This window comes from Altericroceibacterium spongiae (genome assembly GCF_003610805.1).
Classification (GTDB): Bacteria; Pseudomonadota; Alphaproteobacteria; order Sphingomonadales; family Sphingomonadaceae; genus Altericroceibacterium; species Altericroceibacterium spongiae.
In genome coordinates, this window is record NZ_RAPF01000011.1 from 1 (window position 1) to 20,461 (window position 20,461).

The 20,461-nt window shown below is 57.2% G+C and carries 23 protein-coding genes; 18 read left to right on the forward strand and 5 right to left on the reverse strand.

What is annotated here, in order from left to right:
* Window positions 1-408 precede the first annotated feature (408 nt).
* Window positions 409-1,374: a TauD/TfdA dioxygenase family protein gene (locus tag D6851_RS15215; protein WP_338014754.1), complete on the reverse strand. Its 966-nt coding sequence runs from the start codon at window positions 1,372-1,374 to the stop codon at window positions 409-411.
* Window positions 1,375-1,527: 153 nt separating this feature from the next.
* Here D6851_RS15215 and D6851_RS17940 point away from each other — a divergent pair, with 153 nt between their 5' ends.
* The 6 genes from D6851_RS17940 (at window position 1,528) to D6851_RS15250 (ending at window position 7,516) form a co-directional block, all read left to right on the forward strand.
* Window positions 1,528-2,058: a hypothetical protein gene (locus tag D6851_RS17940; RefSeq protein ID WP_210210375.1), complete on the forward strand. Its 531-nt coding sequence runs from the start codon at window positions 1,528-1,530 to the stop codon at window positions 2,056-2,058.
* A gap of 1 nt (window position 2,059) precedes the next feature.
* Window positions 2,060-2,446 (forward strand): Rid family hydrolase, encoded by a 387-nt coding sequence (locus tag D6851_RS15225; RefSeq protein ID WP_183030131.1) that lies wholly within the window; start codon window positions 2,060-2,062, stop codon window positions 2,444-2,446.
* 240 nt (window positions 2,447-2,686) lie between these two features.
* Window positions 2,687-3,745: an enoyl-CoA hydratase/isomerase family protein gene (locus tag D6851_RS15235; protein ID WP_120325765.1), complete on the forward strand. Its 1,059-nt coding sequence runs from the start codon at window positions 2,687-2,689 to the stop codon at window positions 3,743-3,745.
* Between the two features lie 149 nt (window positions 3,746-3,894).
* Entirely contained in the window at window positions 3,895-4,851 is a 957-nt protein-coding gene (gene cysD, locus D6851_RS15240) for a sulfate adenylyltransferase subunit CysD (RefSeq protein ID WP_274379065.1), read from the forward strand.
* A complete protein-coding gene (gene cysN / locus D6851_RS15245) occupies window positions 4,851-6,770 on the forward strand; it encodes a sulfate adenylyltransferase subunit CysN (RefSeq protein ID WP_120325767.1) in 1,920 nt (639 codons plus the stop codon). The genes cysD and cysN overlap by 1 nt, the downstream gene beginning before the upstream one ends.
* A gap of 5 nt (window positions 6,771-6,775) precedes the next feature.
* A complete protein-coding gene (locus D6851_RS15250; RefSeq protein WP_120325821.1) occupies window positions 6,776-7,516 on the forward strand; it encodes a 3'(2'),5'-bisphosphate nucleotidase CysQ in 741 nt (246 codons plus the stop codon).
* Between the two features lie 139 nt (window positions 7,517-7,655).
* Here the strand turns inward: D6851_RS15250 and D6851_RS15255 are convergent, their stop codons facing one another.
* Window positions 7,656-8,321, reverse strand: coding sequence for a c-type cytochrome (locus D6851_RS15255; RefSeq protein ID WP_120325768.1), 666 nt, complete (start codon window positions 8,319-8,321; stop codon window positions 7,656-7,658).
* A gap of 126 nt (window positions 8,322-8,447) precedes the next feature.
* On the opposite strand from D6851_RS15255, the gene D6851_RS15260 reads away from it, so the two are divergent.
* From D6851_RS15260 to D6851_RS15300, 9 genes are read left to right on the forward strand one after another with little or no spacing between them, the layout of a single operon-like run.
* Window positions 8,448-9,341 carry a prephenate dehydratase gene (locus tag D6851_RS15260; RefSeq protein WP_120325769.1) on the forward strand — a complete coding sequence of 298 codons (894 nt, stop codon included), beginning with the start codon at window positions 8,448-8,450 and terminating at the stop codon, window positions 9,339-9,341.
* A 54-nt stretch (window positions 9,342-9,395) separates the two neighbouring features.
* Window positions 9,396-10,076: a hypothetical protein gene (locus tag D6851_RS15265; protein ID WP_238474143.1), complete on the forward strand. Its 681-nt coding sequence runs from the start codon at window positions 9,396-9,398 to the stop codon at window positions 10,074-10,076.
* Window positions 10,073-11,374, forward strand: coding sequence for a DUF4350 domain-containing protein (locus D6851_RS15270; protein WP_120325770.1), 1,302 nt, complete (start codon window positions 10,073-10,075; stop codon window positions 11,372-11,374). Before D6851_RS15265 ends, D6851_RS15270 begins: the two co-directional genes overlap by 4 nt.
* Window positions 11,371-12,333, forward strand: coding sequence for an AAA family ATPase (locus D6851_RS15275; RefSeq protein WP_238474144.1), 963 nt, complete (start codon window positions 11,371-11,373; stop codon window positions 12,331-12,333). Before D6851_RS15270 ends, D6851_RS15275 begins: the two co-directional genes overlap by 4 nt.
* Window positions 12,330-13,649, forward strand: coding sequence for a DUF58 domain-containing protein (locus tag D6851_RS15280; RefSeq protein WP_120325771.1), 1,320 nt, complete (start codon window positions 12,330-12,332; stop codon window positions 13,647-13,649). Before D6851_RS15275 ends, D6851_RS15280 begins: the two co-directional genes overlap by 4 nt.
* Window positions 13,646-14,704, forward strand: a complete 1,059-nt coding sequence (locus tag D6851_RS15285; protein ID WP_120325772.1) for a stage II sporulation protein M — start codon at window positions 13,646-13,648, stop codon at window positions 14,702-14,704. Before D6851_RS15280 ends, D6851_RS15285 begins: the two co-directional genes overlap by 4 nt.
* On the forward strand, window positions 14,701-15,582 hold the full coding sequence (locus D6851_RS15290; protein WP_120325773.1) for an RDD family protein: 882 nt from the start codon (window positions 14,701-14,703) through the stop codon (window positions 15,580-15,582). The genes D6851_RS15285 and D6851_RS15290 overlap by 4 nt, the downstream gene beginning before the upstream one ends.
* Window positions 15,579-16,502 carry a class A beta-lactamase gene (bla, locus tag D6851_RS15295; RefSeq protein ID WP_120325774.1) on the forward strand — a complete coding sequence of 308 codons (924 nt, stop codon included), beginning with the start codon at window positions 15,579-15,581 and terminating at the stop codon, window positions 16,500-16,502. The genes D6851_RS15290 and bla overlap by 4 nt, the downstream gene beginning before the upstream one ends.
* A 35-nt stretch (window positions 16,503-16,537) precedes the next feature.
* A complete protein-coding gene (locus D6851_RS15300; RefSeq protein ID WP_238474145.1) occupies window positions 16,538-17,050 on the forward strand; it encodes a GNAT family N-acetyltransferase in 513 nt (170 codons plus the stop codon).
* Between the two features lie 4 nt (window positions 17,051-17,054).
* On the opposite strand, the gene D6851_RS15305 is transcribed toward D6851_RS15300, so the two are convergent.
* On the reverse strand, window positions 17,055-18,065 hold the full coding sequence (locus D6851_RS15305) for a zinc transporter ZntB (RefSeq protein ID WP_120325776.1): 1,011 nt from the start codon (window positions 18,063-18,065) through the stop codon (window positions 17,055-17,057).
* Between the two features lie 179 nt (window positions 18,066-18,244).
* On the opposite strand from D6851_RS15305, the gene D6851_RS15310 reads away from it, so the two are divergent.
* From D6851_RS15310 to D6851_RS15320, 3 genes are read left to right on the forward strand one after another with little or no spacing between them, the layout of a single operon-like run.
* Complete coding sequence (locus D6851_RS15310; protein WP_210210376.1) at window positions 18,245-18,535, forward strand: DUF427 domain-containing protein; 291 nt, start codon at window positions 18,245-18,247, stop codon at window positions 18,533-18,535.
* Window positions 18,532-18,987, forward strand: a complete 456-nt coding sequence (locus D6851_RS15315) for a cupin domain-containing protein (protein WP_120325777.1) — start codon at window positions 18,532-18,534, stop codon at window positions 18,985-18,987. The genes D6851_RS15310 and D6851_RS15315 overlap by 4 nt, the downstream gene beginning before the upstream one ends.
* A 2-nt stretch (window positions 18,988-18,989) precedes the next feature.
* The gene (locus D6851_RS15320) at window positions 18,990-19,403 is read left to right on the forward strand and encodes a DoxX family protein (protein WP_120325778.1); all 414 of its coding nucleotides are present in this window, start codon (window positions 18,990-18,992) and stop codon (window positions 19,401-19,403) included.
* A gap of 96 nt (window positions 19,404-19,499) precedes the next feature.
* On the opposite strand, the gene D6851_RS15325 is transcribed toward D6851_RS15320, so the two are convergent.
* Entirely contained in the window at window positions 19,500-19,751 is a 252-nt protein-coding gene (locus tag D6851_RS15325) for an SWIB/MDM2 domain-containing protein (protein WP_120325779.1), read from the reverse strand.
* Between the two features lie 29 nt (window positions 19,752-19,780).
* The gene (locus tag D6851_RS15330; protein WP_238474146.1) at window positions 19,781-20,380 is read right to left on the reverse strand and encodes a YbhB/YbcL family Raf kinase inhibitor-like protein; all 600 of its coding nucleotides are present in this window, start codon (window positions 20,378-20,380) and stop codon (window positions 19,781-19,783) included.
* Window positions 20,381-20,461 lie beyond the last annotated feature (81 nt).

The following is a 20,461-nucleotide window of genomic DNA, read 5'->3' on the forward strand; positions in this document are numbered from 1 at the left end:
GGACGCCGTCGCCCACATGTCCCTTCATCATATAACTACAATGTCAAAGATCACACCAATACAAAAACAGAAAAATAATCCCCGAAATTCCTCCCGGAGGACCAATATCCCGTTCCTGTTGGCGACCAACAACGGCCGGCGAAACCGCCGTGCCCCGTCGGTGAAGCGCCTTCTATGGTTATCACCTCAAACCGTCAAACCCTTTTTTAAAATCCCCCGCTGAATTTCTTTATGCATATGATAATAAAGGATTTATTTTCACTTGAAACAAGGCGATGGCGCCGTTCGACACGGCAGTTTCTCACGACTCAGCAACAATAGACAGAATCGGAGTTCACACCCGTTCGGAAGTCCCCCCTATCCAGCATGGTCAGCTCGGTTTGCTGCACCTTCCCCCGCCAGGCCGGGTTAACGGCTTCGACTGCTCCGAGCCCTGCCGGCGAAATCGACTGTCCGGGGAATATGGGCGAATAACTCCGTGAAAGGGTCATCCTCGGGCTCATCCATTGTATGAGGCTCGGTACCCTCTCGAACCGTGGTGCGCCGCATATCACGTTTCTCATTTTCGTAATCGAATTCGCCGCCGCGATGCATGCTGCACAAATTATCCCATATCACCAGGTCGCCGGGCCGGTAATGAATGCGGAAAGTGTATTGCGGCTGCGTGCAATGCTCGATTAATTCGCGGATCAGCGCGCGCCCTTCTTCATGAGGCATGCCTTCGATATCCATTGTATGAGCGGCAATAAACAGCGCCTTGCGGCCGGAACCGCGATGGTTATGCACCAGCGGGTGCTTGGCTTTAAAGCTCCTGTCGATTTCTTCTTCGGCTATATCGGCACCGGCCAGCTTCCGCGACCACCAGAGTGAATTGACCCCCACCAAGCCTTCAAGGCGTTCTTTCATAGTCTGAGGCAGATCCTCATATGCGCTACGCGTGTCGGCGAAATATGTCGCACCTCCCTTGCGCGGAACCTCATGGGCCAAAAGCAGGGAATAGGAGGTGCGTTTACGCATAAAGGCGCTGTCCGTATGCCAAAGACGATCGCCTTTACGATACTCTATTGCGCGCGGGTCACGCGTGATATTTCCCTCCAGTGTGAGATTGCTCGCGTCGAACAGCTCCCGAAAGGGAAGGCGCAGCTTTTGCCCTTCTTTGACAGGCACCTTTTCCAGATAGCCGAAGTTGCGACTGAACCTGACATGTTGCGCATCGGTCAGCCCTGTATTGCGATAAATACAGACACCATATCGGTCCATGGCATCGGTAATCGCCTTGATGTCTTCCGGGCTCAACGGGCCAGTCAAATCTAGCCCGGAACATTCAGCCCCGAAGTTCGGCAAAACAGGTTCTATATCAAGCGGCACCAGCACCTCCCAAATTTACTTCGCTTTCTAACTATATAGTCGTTCATACGATTCCGCCAGCTTTCGAGACATATATTTTGATGATGTCGGCTGTTTGCCGGAAAGGAAGTGATGGGAACGCGTTAGGAAAACAGACAAGAGAAACAAAAGGATTGGACTATGAAAGGCCGTTTGAAAGCGCTCCTCGCGCCACTCTTCGGATTGAGTCTGATATTAGGCCTCGCTGCCTGTGACACAGGCACGCCTGAACAGGATTCCGACACAGCGGCCGATAACGCCTCTGCAGGGAGCGATAATGATCGCAATACGGATGCCTTACCGGCTATTCCCAAACCGACCGGAGACACAGCTGCCAATAATGGAACGAAAACAGGCAATATTCCGGAGGATATGCTGGGCCGATGGGGGCTGGTCGCCGCCGATTGCACGAGCACCAATGGCGATGCCAAAGGCCTGATGATCGTGAAGCCCAAGGCATTGGAATTTTACGAATCTGTCGGCACGCTTGCCAGGATGAGTGAGAGCGATGCCGGAAAAATTCGCGCCAATTTCTCCTTTTCCGGAGAAGGTATGAGCTGGGACCGCGAACAGCAACTCACTCTGACTGACAATGGGCAAACCCTCATCCGGCGCGAATATGGCGAGGACGCAGCGCCGGACACTTTCCAATATAAGAAATGCGGAGCCTGAAATGAGCAGAGTATCCATTCCTCCCCGGACGCCTTTTGAAACAAAGATCGGCTTCACCCGCGCCCTGCGTATCGGCAACCGTATCGAAACCTCAGGAACGGTAGGTGTTTCGGAGGACGGATCGATACCGGACAGCGCCAGCGAGCAAGCTGAGCGTTGTTTCGAACTGATTATCGATCATATCGAACGTCTCGGAGGCACTGTGAATGACATTATCAGTGTCCGCATGTTCCTGACCGACATCGAATATGCCGACGATGTCAGTGCGGCTTTTGCCAAAGCGCTGTCCGGAGTTCGTCCCACAGCCACGCTGGTAGCAGTCTCCGCACTATACGACCCCCGCTGGAAAGTCGAAATCGAGGCGCAGGCGCAGGTCGGCGAAACCTGATGCAGTGACAGACAACAGCGCTGTAATGTCGACAGACAGGATCCGTTTGGCTCCTATCGCCCGATTTCCGGTCGGCGGCCACCGATCAGTCATTGCCGAACACTCCCTGTGACTGCATGGAGACGATCGTTGCTGACAAGGCCGACCGATGGATGAATGGCGGCATGCTTTACGGAGCCGTTCAATATCGACAACGCCAATCAGATCTGCGGATGATTATCAGAAGGACATGTTGCGCGAATGAGCGAGGAACTGAATATTCACACCCACGGCCCGATCGGCCATATTTCTCTCAAACGCCCCAAAGCTCTTCACGCTCTAAACCTCGACATGTCCGTTGCTATCGCCGAAGCTTTACTCAGCTGGCGTGAAAACCCGGATATTATGGGCGTCATGATAGATCATGCCGAAGGACGCGGCTTTTGCGCGGGCGGCGATGTTGTAAGTATTCGCCAGTCAGTTCTTGAGGACGGTGGCAGGCATGGCCGAGAGTTCTTTTTCGCCGAATATCGCCTGACTCATCTGCTTTTCACCTACCCAAAACCCATCCTTACTTTCATGGATGGTGTCACGATGGGGGGTGGTGTCGGGCTGGCTCTTCCCGCGCGATATCGTGTAGCAACGGAAAAGACGCTCTTTGCCATGCCGGAAGGCGATATCGGCCTGTTTCCCGATATCGGGTCGGGCTGGACACTTCCGCGCCTGCCCGGGCGGATTGGCATATTTCTGGCTTTGACGGGTGCGCGACTTGATGGTGCCGAATGCCTGTGGGCGGGGCTCGCCACCCATTATCTCCCAAGCGATAGACTAGCGGAAATGAAAGCCAGCCTGACCGCCAATCCCGGAACCGCCGCTCAATTGCTGAAGCATTATTCCGCCGAACCACCGGCGGCGCGCCTTGCCACCAATGCCGAAAAAATCGATCATCTGTTTGCATCCAACAAACTGGAAGACATCATAGCAGCGCTGGAAAAGGATCCGTCCGAATGGGCTGCGAAGGAATTGCAAACCATCCTTCGCAAAAGTCCGCAAAGCAGCAAAGTCGCGCTGCGATTGCTGGCTGAAGGACCATCCCGGAAGGATTTTGCCGATGAAATGGAAGTGGAGTATCGGCTCGCTGCCCGCTCCATTATGCGGCCGGATTTTGCAGAAGGTGTGCGAGCCGTTCTGGTCGATAAGGATAATCAACCAGCCTGGTCGCCGGCCAGACCAGAAGATGTCGATGAAGAACTGCTCGACAGCCTTTTCGCTCCGCTGCCCGAAAATGAGCGGTGGTCACCTTTTCCGGCGCTTCTATGATAAAAACTATGGCCTTTGTTACGCAGAAGCTTTCGCATCACGCTCAATAGACGATTGTGCAACGCAATATTGCGTTGCACAATGCTCATAATTGTCTTTACACAGGGCAAGGAAATCATCGTTCCCATCCGCTTGCGATATGGCCTCGCTTGTTTCAAGCAGGGACAGATCGAAAACAACATAAAGAGGTTCGAACGCGCACCATGCAGCGTCTGACGCATCTTCAGAGGCTTGAAGCCGAAAGCATCCATATCATGCGCGAGGTCGTGACGGAGACTCAGAATCCCGTCATGCTCTACTCAGTTGGCAAGGACAGTGCAGTCATGCTGCATCTGGCCAAGAAAGCCTTCTATCCCTCGCCTCCTCCCTTCCCGCTTATGCATGTCGATACGACCTGGAAATTTCAGGATATGTATCGCCTGCGCAACAAGGCCGCCGAAGAAGCCGGGATGAAACTGATCGTGCATCAGAATCCGGAAGCCAAGGAACGTGGGATCAATCCCTTCGACCATGGTTCCCTGCATACCGATATGTGGAAGACAGAAGGCCTTAAGCAAGCTCTGACTATGCATGGTTTCGACGCCGCCTTCGGCGGCGCGCGTCGCGATGAAGAAAAGAGCCGCGCAAAGGAACGTATCTTCTCCTTCCGCACGGCAAGCCATGGCTGGGATCCGAAAAACCAGCGGCCCGAGCTTTGGAATTTGTATAATGCGAAGAAGGCAAAGGGCGAAAGCATTCGCGTTTTTCCGCTCTCTAACTGGACCGAACTCGACATCTGGCAGTATATTATGGCCGAGAACATCGAGATCGTACCGCTCTATATGGCCGCTGAGCGTCCTACGGTGGAACGGGATGGCATGCTGATCATGGTCGACGACGACCGCTTCCCGCTGGAAGACGGAGAAGAGCCGGTGATGCGCTCCATCCGGTTCCGGACACTGGGGTGTTATCCGTTGACCGGCGCCGTTGAAAGCACCGCATCCACCCTTTCGGAAGTTGTGCAGGAAATGCTCCTCACCACTACTTCAGAGCGACAGGGTCGCGCGATCGACCGCGATGCCGGTGATGCCTCAATGGAGAAGAAGAAGCAGGAGGGCTATTTCTGATGACCGACAGCACAACGCAGGACGTCGTTTACAAGACCGACACCCTCATCGCCGAAGATATCGATACCTATCTCGACCTGCATCAGAATAAGAGCCTGTTGCGTTTCATCACTTGCGGCAGCGTGGATGATGGCAAATCAACCCTGATTGGCCGGCTTCTTTACGATTCCAAAATGATCTTCGAAGATCAGCTGGCTGCGCTTGAAGACGATTCCCGGCGCGTTGGCACGCAAGGAGAAGATATCGATTTCGCTTTGCTGGTTGACGGCCTTGCTGCCGAGCGTGAGCAGGGCATTACGATCGATGTCGCCTATCGCTTCTTTGCAACCGAAAAGCGTAAATTCATTGTCGCGGATACGCCCGGCCATGAACAATATACACGCAATATGGTGACTGGCGCATCGACCGCCGATCTGGCCGTAATCCTGATCGATGCCCGCAAGGGTGTGCTGCCGCAGACCAAGCGTCACTCCTTCCTCGCCCATCTTATCGGTATCCGCCATATCGTCGTGGCCGTGAACAAAATGGATCTGGTCGATTACGATCGAGACACATTCGACAAGATCGTCAGCGATTATCGGGAATTTGCGCAGGAAATCGGAATCAGCGAATTCACTCCGATCCCTATATCCGGTTTCAAAGGCGACAATATCACCAAGGCGCCGTCAGAAAACACGCCCTGGTATAACGGCCCCAGTCTGATCGACCATCTCGAAACGGTCGAGCTCGACACTGTCGCCGCGCAAAATCGTCCATTCCGAATGCCGGTCCAGTGGGTCAATCGTCCCAATCTCGATTTCCGTGGTTTTTCCGGCCTTATCAGTGATGGACAGGTTACCCCGGGTCAGCAAATTCGTGTCGTACCGTCAGGCAAGACCAGTACCGTCAAATCTATTGTGACCATGGACGGCAATCTCGATCAGGCCGTAACCGGGCAATCGGTGACTATCACTCTCGAAGACGAAATCGATTGCAGCCGCGGCGACGTCATCGCTACGGCCGATGCTCCGCCGGAAAGTGCCGATCAGTTCGAATCCACCATCGTCTGGATGAGTGATGAAAAACTCATTCCCGGGCGGGGATACTGGCTGAAACTGGCCTCGCAAACGGTCAGCGCAACCATCGCCGAGCCGAAATATGAAATCGACGTCAACACGCTCGAACATCTCGCAGCCAAAGCTCTGGAACTGAATTCCATCGGCGTGGCGGAAGTCACCACAGACAAGCCGATCGTCTTCGAACCTTATGCGGATTCCAAGCAGCTCGGCGGCTTTATTCTGATCGACAAGATCACCAATGCCACCGTTGCTGCCGGTATGATCCATTTCAGCCTGCGCCGCGCACAGAATGTCCACTGGCAACCGACATCGATTACCCGGGAAGATCATTCCGGTATGAAGAATCAGAAGCCTGCTGTGCTCTGGTTCACGGGCCTTTCCGGTTCGGGCAAGTCGACCATTGCCAATATGGTGGAAAAGAAGCTCGCCCGTATGAACCGGCACACATTCCTGCTCGATGGCGACAATATTCGCCATGGTCTGAACAAGGATCTCGGTTTCACCGAAGCGGACCGGATTGAAAATATCCGGCGTGTGGGAGAAGTCGCAAAGTTGATGGCCGATGCCGGTTTGATCGTCATCACCGCATTCATCAGCCCGTTCCGTGCGGAGCGCGACATGGTACGCAACATGCTTCCCGACGGTGAATTCATTGAAGTGCATATCGACACACCTCTCAAAGTAGCCGAAGAGCGCGATGTGAAGGGGCTCTATAAAAAGGCCCGTAGCGGTGAACTGAAGAACTTCACCGGTATCGACAGCCCCTATGAGGAACCTGACAATCCGGAAATTCGCATCGATACGACGGCGATGACACCCGAAGAAGCCGCCGATCTCATTATCAGCAAGGTGATTCCGTGAGCATGATGAATGATGCCGAACTGGCTGCACACCTTGCCCATTGCGCCGGACAAATCCTTCTGGACGTTCGGGCCAGCAATATGTTCGAAGGAAAATCGCTCGGAAAAGCGGGCGATCAGACAGCGAATCAGTTCCTGGTCCACGCCTTGCGCCAGCAGCGTCCCGAAGACGGGTTGCTTTCGGAGGAGAGCAAGGACACCGACGAGCGGCTTTCAAAATCACGCGTCTGGATCGTCGACCCTGTGGATGGCACGCGCGAATATGGCGAGGAACGGTCGGACTGGGCAGTTCATGTTGCCCTGACGATCGACGGTGTGCCGGAAATCGGTGCCGTGGCATTGCCGGGCCTTGATGGCGGCATTGTCCTGCGTAGCGATCGGCCCGGCAATGTGCCGGCGCATGAAGGTTCCCCACGCCTTCTGGTCAGCCGGACACGCCCCGCTGCCGAAGCCGTGGCCGTAGCTGAAAAGCTCGGTGGGGAGCTCATTGGTATGGGATCGGCCGGAGCCAAGGCCATGGCCGTGGTACGCGGTGAGGCGGATATCTATCTCCATTCGGGCGGCCAGTATGAATGGGATAGTTGCGCCCCTGCGGCCGTTGCCCGCGCCTATGGCCTGCATTGTTCACGTATCGACGGAAGCCCGCTGATCTACAATCAACGCGATACCTATATGCCCGATTTGCTGATCTGCCGGCCCGAATGGGCTGACCGGGTTCTCGATCTGGTCAGGGAAATCGACGGCTGAACAGATCAGCTACCTGCCATTAAAAATATAACGGAGTGCCGGAACACGGTTTTCCGGCACTCTTTGTTTCTGACCTCTCCATCGAAACGAAACCGGCCTTGTGGTACAGGCAAGCAGCCGGCAACCATTGAGGTGGAGCTTACTGTTCGAACGTCTCGCGCTCTTCCGCTGCTTCCTCTGTTACCGCATCGGCGCCAGCCTCTTCGGCGTTTTCTACCTCTGACTGATCGGCCCCTTCAGCCGCACCATCATCGCTGGCATCCTCTTCCGCGGGTGCTTCCACTTCGGGAAACGGCATATTTGATCCCATCGAATTGAGGTAGGCGATCACATCGGCCCGGTCTTCTCCGCTGCCCAGACCAGCAAAACTCATTTTAGTGCCCGGCGCGAAAGAACGGGGGCTTTTGAGCCATTCATCAAGATTTTCAAACGTCCAGTTCCCGCCATGATCGGCTAGTACACTGGAAAAAGCGAAACCGGCTTTACCCTTGCCGATCGGCTCTCCAACCGTCCCCCAGAGGTTCGGGCCAATACCGTTAGCGCCCCCCTGATCGATGGTATGGCACGCCACACATTTGGCAAAAATCTTCTCGCCCGATGCCGGATCTGCTTCCGAAAGCAACATGGCCAGAGAAGGCCCTTCACTTGCCCCCTCTTCAGCCACACCTTCGATCGCATAGCCCATCTGTTCAGGCCGCTCGGGACTATCTGCATCGAAAATACGTTTACTGATGCTCGAAAGTCCGAATGCCACGATGCCCGCAAAAAGAATCCAGCCGGCAATAGTATTGAAACGGTCGGTCATGGAAATCTTAAGCCCCTCACAAAACTTTGCTATTTGTCTAGTGACCGAGAGCTAGCGAAGCAAGTCCGATCAATCTTTGCGATAAGTCTATTGTCCGCTGCCACTGGCGCGGCTACCGGCTTTTCCATGCAAAGTTATCCGGAACCCGCCCTTTCTCTGGTCACAAAAATGGCCAATGCTGCTGCCAAAAATCCTGCCAGAGCTCTGGCATTTCAGGGAGCACCGGGTGCCAATTCCCACCGCGCTGCGCTGGAATTTGCTCCGGAATGTCTTCCGCTGCCTTGCTTCAGTTTTCTCGATGCCATTGAAGCTGTAAAAGAGGGCCGTGCCGACGCCGCCATTATTCCAATTGAAAATTCGCAAAATGGCCGGGTAGCAGATATTCATTTTCTCCTGCCTGAAAGCGGATTGTCCATCGTCGCAGAATATTTCATGCCCATTCACCATAGCCTGATGGGAATCGGCAAAGGACCTTTCAAATCGGCCCACAGCCATCCGCAGGCACTGGGACAATCGCGCCATTATCTGCATAATAAGGGCCTGGTTCCGATGTCCTATGCCGATACGGCCGGGGCTGCCGCCTATGTTGCTCAAATGGGAAAAAGCGATGCGACCGCCATCGCGCCCGCTCTGGCAGCCGATCTCTATGGCCTCGACATTATCGAAGATCATGTCGAGGACGCCCATGATAATACGACGCGTTTCGTCATCCTCGCAAGGGAAGCGCTCGATCCGGAAACGCTGGCCAGTGATGAAGCCATGACGACCTTTATCTTCGAAGTGAAGAATGTCCCTGCCGCGCTTTATAAAGCACTGGGCGGTTTCGCGACCAACGGTGTCAATATGACCAAGCTGGAAAGTTACCTCAAGGGAGCCAGCTTCAATGCTACCGAGTTTTATGCCGATATTGTCGGGCGTCCAGGCACGCCAGCCGTAGACCGCGCAATGGAAGAGCTGGCTTTTCACTGCAAAAAGCTTCGCATGCTCGGCAGCTACCGTCTGGCGCGTAAACGGGGATAACGAAGCGGGGGGCAGGTTTGCGTTATTGCCCCAAGTAACGCTCCATGCCACCACATGATCGTGCCAAGCGTATCGAGCCATACTAACGCCCCTGCCGCAGCAGAGGACTTCGCGCGCAACTGGGAAGCTGTCCGCCATGACGGGGCGATCCAGTTCGCACCCGTAGAGCTCCCCGAAAAGCCACAGACACCGGACTGGCTCGCCCGCTTATTCAAAGCCGTGGGGGATTTATTGCGGCCTGTCGCAGAAGCGCTGGGCGTTTCATGGCCAACACTGAAATGGATTCTGCTGGCATTGGCGATTGCGCTTCTGCTCTTCATCGTCTGGCGCCTGCTGGGCCCGCTGCTCCTTCCCTCTTCAAAAAAGGAAGACACCCCAGAGGAATGGGCTCCCGATCAAGCGCAGGCCGTCGCTCTTCTGGAAGATGCCGACAGGCTGGTTGCAGAAGGGCGCTTCGGTGAAGCGACCCATTTGCTGCTTCAGCGCAGCGTTGGCCATATTCGTGACACAAGGCCCGATCTGCTCGATCCCTCTTCCACAGCTCGCGAAATTTCCCGGCTCGACGCCCTGTCCGACACAGCCCGCCAGACTTTTGCCCTTATTGCGGAACGGGTCGAGCATTCGCTTTTCGCCCTGCGTCCGCTCAATGACGAGGACTGGCAGGTCGCCCGGAAGGCTTATTCCGAATTCGCCCTGACTCGCCCCACAGCAGCCGAGGGACCACTCGGCGCATGAGCCGCACTCCCGCTTCGCCCTTTTCGCCCAAAGTGGTGCTGGCCATGCTCGTGGTCGGCTTCGGCGCCTTCCTGCTGCTGCTCTATGCCCTCTCCGCAGGCTGGACCGGCGACGATAATAAAGGCAGCGGCCATGCGGCCAGTAACGGTCTCGACGGCTATTCCGCGCTTGCGCACTTGCTGGAAAAACAAGGGCATCAGATCACCCTGTCACGCCGTACGCGTGCGCTGGACGATGAATCGCTGCTGATTATCACACCCCCGCGCTACAGCGATAGCAACGCACTAAACGAAATTATCACGAAACGGCGCTATGCCGGGCCCACGCTTATCATCCTTCCCAAATGGTCCGCACTTTCGCTCGATCAGCTCAAGCTGGACTTTCAGACAGATATTAAACCCGGCTGGGTTCATTTGAATAGCCCAGGCGTTCCACCCTGGTCCGATGAGGTGGAAGCCACAGGACCGCTCGATGCCCGGATTGCCGATATCAGCGAGCGGCCCGGCCCCGATTGGCGCGGGCTGGACCTGTCAGGCACGCTGCCTGAAAGAGATGTCGTTCAGAGCATGTCTTCAGGGCGCATCGAAACTTTAGTCCGTGATTCGCGCGGACAGGCGCTGGCCGGATATCTCGACGATGGCGGATGGTATCCGGTGTTGTCCAAAGCTGCCGGTGCCGCCCTCTCGGAAGAAAATCAGGAAATCTGGCCAGTCGTGATCGTCAGCGAACCGGATCTGATGAACAATTACGGGCTGGCAGATCAGAATCGCGCGCAGCTCGCTGTCCAGCTCGTCGAAACCACGCTCGAAGATTACGACCTGCCGATCGTCTTCGATCTGACGGTCAACGGGCTCGGCCGTTCGGATAATCTGCTGACACTGGCATTCACGCCGCCATTTCTGGCCGCCACCTTATGCCTCATACTGCTGGCCATATTGATCGCCTGGCGCGGCTTCGGGCGTTTCGGCCCATCGATCAGAGACGTTCCGGTCATTATTCCGGGCAAGACACAACTGGCGCGCAACGGCGCATCTCTGGTTGAACGCGCCGGCCGTCTGCGGCTGCTCGGAGCGCCTTATGCCGAGCTGGTGACGGCACGCATGGCACGCAATCTCGGCATTCGCCTGTCGGACCGTACAGAGCGAATGGAAGCCATCTCACGAGCCCTCGCTGCGCGTGATCTGTCGGAACTTGAATTTGCCCGGCATGTGGAAACCCTGAAAAAGGCCCGCAAGCCTCATGACCTGCTTCGCGCTGCCCATGCGCTCAAACGGATTGAAAGGATGTGCCACCCATGACGATGACGCTGGAAGAGACGCGTGATCTCGCCCAAGCCATTCGCAACGAAATCGGCAAGGCCGTGGTCGGGCAGGATGCCATTATCGATCATTTGCTGATTGGCCTGATTGCACAGGGGCATATTCTGCTGGAAGGACCTCCCGGTACAGCCAAAACTTTCCTTGCCCAATGTTTCAGTCGTGCCACTGGCCTCGACTTCGGGCGTATTCAATTCACGCCCGATCTGCTGCCGGGGGATATTGTCGGCTCCAACCTGTTCAACTTCCAGACGAGCCAGTTCACCCTGACACGCGGCCCGATCTTCTGCGATTTGCTGCTGGCTGACGAGATCAATCGTACACCCCCGAAGACACAGGCTGCACTGCTTGAAGCCATGCAGGAACGCAAAGTTACCCTGGATGGCGAAACGCATCATCTGCCACCCCATTTCATGGTGGTCGCTACGCAGAATCCGATAGAAAATCAGGGCGTCTATCCGTTGCCGGAAGCGCAGCTCGACCGGTTCCTGTTCAAGCTTCTCGTTCCCTATCCCAGCGAAGAGCAGGAAATAGCCATTGTCACACGTTTCGGCGAACGCAGCGGCGCCCCTCATGCAGAAGATTACGGCATCAGTGCCGTGGCCGATGCGGCAGGGATCAGTGCCGCTCAGGCCGCTGTGCGCTCGGTCATCCTGTCCCCGGATGTCGCCGCCTATATCGTAGCGCTGGTGCGCGCCACGCGCGAAACGTCAGATATTTCGAGCGGTGCTTCACCCCGTGCAGCCGTGGTCATTGCGCAGGCTGCCCGTGCCCGTGCTGCACTTCACGGCCGGGATTATGTACTGCCAGACGATGTGAAAGCCTTGGCGACAGCGAGTCTGCGTCACCGCCTGAAACTGTCCGCAGCGGCTGAAATCGAAGGCAAACAGGTGGAAGATCTCGTGGCGGGCCTGATCGAACAGACCGAGGCGCCGCGTTGATCGTCCCTTCGCCCCGTGCTCTGACACTTGTCGCACTGGCCGCTCCGCTGGCCGTGCTGATCGGTGCCACCGTGCCCGGGGCATGGATTGTTGCCCCCGCTGCGGGAATATCATTGATCTTGCTCGTTCTGCTGGACGGCTTGCTGGCTGGCATGTTGCGGGATTTTCGCCTCGAAACACCCGGCGATGGTGAAGTGGGTCAGCCCGTCAGGCTCACCGCTCTGGCCGAAATCGCCCGCAACGGCACAAGTCCTGCACCGGATCTGGCTTTATCGCTGGATGAACACCTTGCGAAAGACGGTCGCACAGAAGCGTCCCTTACTACGCAGGATGCACCGCAAATCTGGTCGGGTACAATCGAGCTCATACCCAATCGCCGTGGCACTGCCACTGTGGAGCGGGCATGGTTGCGATGGAGCGGGCCTCTGCGGCTGGCGCATCGTCAGACGTGCATTGCGCTCAATCGGGAAATCCGCATCTGGCCAGATCTGTCACCCGTTCGCTCCCCGACATTGCAGGCTTATCTGCGCGATTCCCAGTTCGGCCTCGTGGCCCGCAGACTGCGGGGGGAAGGCACGCAATTCGAGGCTCTTAGCGAATTCGAGCCGGGCATGGACCGCCGCCGGATCGACTGGAAAGCGAGCGCGCGCCACACCACTCTTTATGCCCGTGAGAATGAGGCCGAACGCGATAATCAGATCGTTTTCGCCATCGATTGCGGTCAGGCCATGTGCGAACCGGTGGACGGCCTGCCGCGTCTTGACCGTGCCGTCTCCGCCGCGCTCACCGCATCCTATGTGGCACTCAAGGGAGGCGATCGCGTGGCCCTTTTCGGTTTTGCCGACCACCCGCAAATCGCCACGCCCTTCATCACGGAAACGGATGCCTTTTACCGGCTGCAAACCGCTGCGGCTGCCCTCGATTATGTACCGCGCGAGCCGAATTTCACTCTCGGTCTATCGACGCTGACTGCCCGTTTGAAGCGGCGGTCACTTATCGTGCTGTTTTCGGACTTCACCGACCTCACCTCTGCAGAACTGATGCTGGAAAGTGTGGGGCGGCTCATTCGCCATCATCTGGTGATCTTCGTGACTATGGAAGATACCGAGCTCGACCGGCTCACTTCCGCCGATCCCGCAAGGCTGGACGATATTGCCACGGCCGTGATGGCCGACCGGCTCGCCCGGCAACGCGCGCTGGTGCTGGAAAAACTGCGGCGTATGGGTGTGGATGTGATCGAAGCGCCGTGGGAAGCCATCGGTTTCCAGCTTATCGACCATTATCTCGAAGCCAGAGGCGCGGAGGCTATTGGATGAAACCGCTTACCAGGCTTTTCCGTAAGGCCGAGGCCGAAGCGCCTGCCGATATAGAGGCGGCCAGCCTGCGTTCCGACCGTTTCCGACTGGAACGCGAAACCGACTGGCGGCGGCTGGAACGGATCGTCACGGAGCTGGAAAAGAACCGCACCCGGCGCCTGACCGACGAGGATGTGCTCGATCTGCCCGTGCTCTATCGCAGCGCGGCGTCCAGCCTCGCTGTGGCGCGGGAAACCTCTCTCGATGCGTCCACCCTGGCCTATCTGGAAACGCTGGTCCGCCGGGCATGGTTTCAGATTTACGGGCCGCGTAGTTCTCTCTGGGACTGGCTACGGCGCTTTTTCGGCGGTGGATGGAGCGCTTCGGTGCGCGCCATATGGCTCGATATCTGCATTGCCCTTGCCGTTATGAGCGCCGGTGTGCTGGTCGGCTGGTTGCTTACCGCGCAGGATAGCGACTGGTATAATGCGCTTGTGCCCGGAGGCCTTGCCGGGGCGCGGCATCCCGGCGCGGAGCGAGCCGTTCTCGAACAATCGCTGCAAGGTGCGAGCAATTCGAACGGTCTGTCGGTTTTTGCCAGCTATCTTTTCTCCAATAACGCCACTGTCTGTATTCTGGCTTTTGCTCTGGGCTTTGCTTTCGGCATTCCTTCGCTTCTGATGCTGGTTTACAATCTCGCCGGTCTCGGCGCGATGCTGTGGCTGTTCCACGATGCCGGGCTGACGGTCGATTTTATCGCCTGGCTTTCAATACATGGAACGACCGAGCTTTTCGCGATCCTGCTCGCCGGCGCGGCCGGGCTGCATATCGGGCGATCCATGGCTTTGCCGGGAAATCGCTCCATCATGACGGCCATAGCAGAAAGCGGCCGCCGAACGGCGCAGGTCATGGTAGGTGTGGTTCTGATGCTGATCGTTGCTGCGCTGCTGGAGGGATTTGCCCGGCAACTGATTGATAATACGCCAGGACGTTTCGCAATCGGCGGCACAATGCTGGCTTTCTGGCTGCTCTATTTCTTTGCCTTTCGCCGCAAAGGCGCGGGAGGCGAAGCATGAGCAGTGCATATGCTTCAATCGACCGCACCTCCGACAAGTTGCGGCGCGAAATCACCACGCCGGAAGGCATTTCCCTTCCCGTAGCTATTGCACCTTTCGGGACGAGAGTGGGTGCGCTCATTCTCGACCTCATCATTTTTACCACGGCGACAACGATCATTCTGATCGTTCTCGGCCTGCTGGGATTGCAGGTTTTCGGCCTGACCGGCGGCGGGCCAATGGCGGAATTCCTGATCGTTCTGGCGATTCTGTTTCTGTTCTGCTCACGCTATGCCTATTTCCTGTTCTTTGAACTCGGGCCGCGCGGGGCAACGCCGGGCAAACGGCTTCTCGGCATTCGGATTGCGTCTCGCGACGGCGGAAGATTGCGCGTGGAATCGGTCATCGCGCGCAATCTGATGCGCGATTTCGAGCTGTTTCTTCCCTGGCAGTTCTTCTTCATGGCCCTGAGCGGAGAGGGCGGTATTTTCACTCTTGCCGCTGCTGTCTGGTTCCTGATTTTCGCTTTCTTCCCCCTGTTCAATCGCGACCGGATGCGGGGCGGCGATCTGATCGCCGGGACATGGGTGATCGAAACGCGCAATACCAAGCTCGCCAGCGCTATGTCGCTGGAAGAAAGTGCAGAGGGAAATTATCAGTTCGGAGAGGCCGAGCTGGCCGTCTATGGCGAGTTCGAACTGAAAACGCTCGAACGTGTTTTGCGGGATAATAACAGCGAAGCACTTGAAAAAGTTGCCGAAACTATTGGTGAGAAGATTGGCCTCACCAGCCCGCCGGGCGATGAGCGGCAATATTTGCAGGATTTCTATGCTCAGCTTCGCGCCCGGCTTGAACGCGATATGCGCTTCGGTAAACGCAAGAAGGACAAGTTTTCATGAAGCCCCTTTTCACTCCTCTCGGTCGGCGTACCCTGCTGGGCGGACTGGCAGCGGGTCTGCTCTCCGCCTGCAGCCGCCCTTCAGCAAATGCCCGCGGCAGCGACAAGGAAAGGGATGGTGGCGATCAGCTTGCTGCTCTGCAGTCGAGCACCGGCGGGATGCTGGGCGCCTATATTCTCGATACGCAAAGTCAAAAAGGCTTTGGAATCAATGAGGCACAGCGCTTTCCGCATTGCTCCTCCTTCAAATTATCGCTGGCCGCACTGATTCTCCAACAGGCCGATAAGGGCAATCTCGATCTGGATGAACGGATTCATTACACCGAGGCCGATCTGATGTTCGTCTCTCCGGTAACGACCCGCAATCTGGAAAAAGGCATGACTTTAGAGGAGCTTGCCAAAGCCACGCAGACCACCAGCGACAATGCTGCGGCCAATATTCTGCTGCACCGGCTCGGTGGCCCGGAAGTGCTTACAGGTTTCTGGCGCTCTATCGGAGACAGTGTCAGCCGGCTCGACAAAACCGAGCCTGCACTCAACAAGGTCGAGCCCGGCGCCGTGCACGATACCACCACACCGCAGGCCATGGCGCATACCCTGTCACGCCTGCTGACGGGCGATGTGCTATCCGATAATTCGCGTGCAAAATTATGGACATGGATGCAGGAAACCCGGACCGGGCTGGACCGCATTCGCGCCGGATTGCCGCAGGACTGGTCAGCCGGAGACAAGACCGGCACCTTCTTTCAGGACGGGGTCGGCAGCACCTATGTGGACATCGCTTTCGTGCGACCTCCCGATAGCGCGCCGCTCGCCATTACGGCCTATTACCGGACCTCCGATTTCCATAAGAAAATGGAACCCGAAACGCTCGCCATTCTCGCCAAAATCGGCGAAATCGCGCACGAATGGGTCGCCTGAACAACAGGACCACAAAAGGACAGAAGAGGGCCAGAGTGGAACACAGAAGAGCCACAATCGCCGATAGCGACGCGCTGGCCCGTTTGGGCCGCACCAGCTTCGTTGCCGCTTTCGGACATGTTTACGATCCGGCCGATCTGAACCGATTTCTCGATTCGGCCTATGCGCCGGAAACCATCGCGCAGGAAATTGCCGGGACTGAATTCGACCATCGCCTGATGATCGAAAATGACGCGCTGACCGGTTATGTCAAAATCCAGCCCGCCAGCCCCTATGCCGAATATTCGGATGCCGCGCGGCCGCTTTGCCTCAACCAGCTCTATACCGATCCGGCGATGACCGGGCGCGGGATCGGGGCGCAGCTCATGGACTGGGTGATCGAAACAGCGGGTGAACGGCAGGCCGATGCTATCCAGCTTTCAGTCTGGAGTGAAAATTTCGGCGCGCAGCGTTTTTATCAGCGTTATGGCTTTGCCAAAATCGCCGATATCGATTTCTGGGTCGGCAACCATCGCGACGATGAATTTCTCTACGAATTAAAGCTCTGAAGCTTCACAGCCATTTCCATTTCCGGAACAGCAGCAATTGCATCACCATGATCGCGCCGCACAGGCCGACCACGATCCAGAAGGCATCGCCGTCATTCACGCCGGGCATCCCGCCGACATTAATGCCAAGCAGGCCGGTCACGAAACTGAGCGGCAGGAAAATCGCTGCCACGATGGTGAGGAGATAGTTGGTCCGTTCCGCCCGCGAGGCTGAGCGGGCGCGGATATCGTCCTGCAGAACCAGCGCGCTTTCCTTGCTGATATCGAGATCGTCGAGATAGCGGCGCAACCGGTCGATCGATTCGATGATTTCGCGGCGGTCATGCTTTTCGAACCAGCCGGGCGCATCGCGGCCGATAGATTCGAGCGCATCGTGCTGCGGTGCCATATGGCGTTTCAGGCCGAGACAATTGCGGCGGATCGTAGCGATCCGGGCCAGCATCCGTTCGGTATCCTCATCGGGATCGGCCTCTTCTAGCTCGTCAATATGGTCGTTCATATCGACGATCGAGCGATTCATCCGGGTAATCATATATTCGGTGAGCTGCGTCACCAGCGCACCTGCATCGACCGGCCCTTCCCCCGCATCGAGATCGCGCACCACTTCGCGCGGCGTCTGCAGGGGAAAGCGCCGCAAAGTGACCAGCCATGTGCCGTTGGACCAGAGCTGCATCGAAACCATGTCTTCGGGTTCGGCACCGGGATTGAAATTGATCCCCCGCAAGGTTGCCACCAGCGTTTCGCCTTCGCGAAAGGCGCGCGGACGCGTGGCATCGCTGGTCAGCAATTCCGCCGTCGGCTCGGGAATATGGAGCTTTTCCTGCAACCATTCGAACACGCCGGGCCGGTTGCGCCAGAGATGCAGCCACAGCACTTCTCCGGGTGCGGCGGGCTGCCAGCTTTGCGCCTCTTCCCAGCCGATCGGCCGGGCACCGCCTTTGCCGTCGAGCACCCGCCCGAACAGCAGATGGCCATCCTCATCGCCCTGATCGAATTCGCCGCTATCGTTCAACATACCCGTCTCATGCCGCAAGGCAGCGCCTCAGGACAAGCGGATATCGCGGCCCGGCCTGCATAAACGCGCTCTGCGGAGCAGGGTAAAGAGCCCCGACCCGCCCCGTTCGCAGGATGAAACGAGGAACCCTCTCAATTCTCCTGCGCTCCATTGATTGACGGGTAATGATGGAGGTTTGCATGGCAATGCAGGCAATCTGGAATGACCAGGTGATCGCCCATAGCGACCATACGGTGCTGCTGGAAGGCAATCACTATTTCCCGGCGGACGATGTCGATCCTTCCGTGCTGGAAAAGAGTGAAACGACCAGCATCTGCCCCTGGAAAGGGGAGGCGTATTATTACACACTGGAAATCGATGGCGAACGGAACGAGGATGCCGCATGGTATTATCCCGAGCCCAAACCGGAAGCAGCCAAAATCCGGGGGCATATCGCTTTCTGGAACGGAGTGGAGATCGTTGAAGAGTGAGTGACGCCAGAGACCTGATCGCCAAGCTGAACCTTGCCCCCCACCCCGAAGGCGGCTGGTATCGCGAAACCTGGCGCGCCGCAGCGCCCGAAGGCGAACGCGCAGGCGCCACATCTATCTATTTCCTGCTGGAAAGCGACGAAATCTCGCACTGGCACAAGGTCGATTCGACCGAGATCTGGCTGTGGCATGGCGGCGATCCGCTCTTGCTCTCCTGCGCCGAGAACGATCGGGCGCCGGTGCGCGACTATCGCCTCGGGCCCAATGTGCTGAAAGGCGACCTGCCGCAATATGTGATCCCGCCATTCGAATGGCAGGCGGCCCGCCCGCTGCCGGGATCGGCAGGCTATGTGCTGGTATCCTGCATCGTCAGCCCGGCCTTTGAATTTTCCGGCTTCACGCTTGCCCCGCAGGGCTGGGTGCCGGGCCATGGCCCCGCGGACCCGGCCTGATCATGGCGCGGACAATCGCCCGCTGGTTGCTTGCCATTGCTTATCTGCTGGCAGGCTATCTTCACGTGACCATGCCCGCCCCCTTTCTGAGCATCACACCCGACTGGGTGCCCTTTCCAGCTTATGTAATCTACTGGACCGGCATGGCCGAAGTGGCAGGTGCTGTGGGCCTGTTGCAGCCTTTCGGCCCGCGTCTGCGGCAAGCCGCCGGAATCGGGCTGGCGCTTTATGCGCTGTGCGTGTGGCCTGCCAATATCAACCATTTCGCGATGGATATGGCCCGCACCGATAACGGGCTGGGCCTTGCCTATCATGTCCCGCGCATGATCCTGCAGCCCGTGCTGATCTGGCTGGCGCTCTGGGTCGGGAATGTGATTGACTGGCCATTCGGCCGGAACAGGCGCCACGCCCGATAATATCACCCCCGCCGCAACACTGCGGTCACAGCGGAGGCAAAAAGGGCGCGGCGGCGGCCCTGCGAAGGACAGCCGCCGAACCGGAAAGAACCTGAGTCAGCTCAGATGTTTCGAAATCGCCGCGGTCATCTTGAACATGGAAATCGTTTCCTTGCCGATCACCCCGCCCAGCTTGTCATCGGGCGCGATCATCCGGCGGTCGCTGGCCACCTGCAAATCATGCGCCTTGATGTAATCCCAGACTTTGGAGGTCACTTCGGCACGGGTCATCGGCCCCTTGCCGATCAGCTCTTCAAGCTGCGGAGACAGCGTAACAGGTTTACTGAGCGCATTGTTCTTCGTGGCCATAACAGGTCCTTTCTTTCATATCGAACGTCTCAGTCGAGATCGTCCTCTTCCCAGTTTTCATCTTCTTCTTCCGCGCGGGCATAGGTGCCGGTTGTCACAGCGACCCCCACCACGTGACCTTTCATCGCTTCGACCAGCTTTTTCCTGCTCGCACCGGGCATAAGAGTGAGCGGAAGGTCAAGCGCGAAAAGCTGGAATACGTAGTCATGCGCGGAGTCATCCTGCGGGGGCTGCGGCAGAGCCCATTCTGAATTACCCAGTGAGTTTTTGCCGACACGCGGCGGCACTTCCCCTTCCAGCAATTGCCCTTTCTGGGCAGCAAGGCCCCAGACGAGCCAGTGGCAGAACGGCTCTTCACCGGGCGCATCGGGATCTTCCGCGATCAGCACCAGCTCATGCGCGCCGGCAGGCGGCGCGGTCCATTCGAAGGGTGGCGCAACGGCATCTTCCTCATCGGCGGTAAAACACGGATCAAGCTCTTCTCCATCCCTGAAAGCAGCCGAACGCAAGCTAAAGCCGCCTTTGTTCAGCATGGCTTCTTCACCGATCTGCGCCACCGTCAGCTTTGCATGACCTGCACGGGGATTGTGCAATACCTTGCTGAGCCAGGCGGGGACGTCTTCCTTCATAATATTCTTTCCTGTTTCTGCAGAATTACAAGATTAACGAGTGCAATGATGCGCCGTTCCGGCATTCTCGTCAGCCACGCG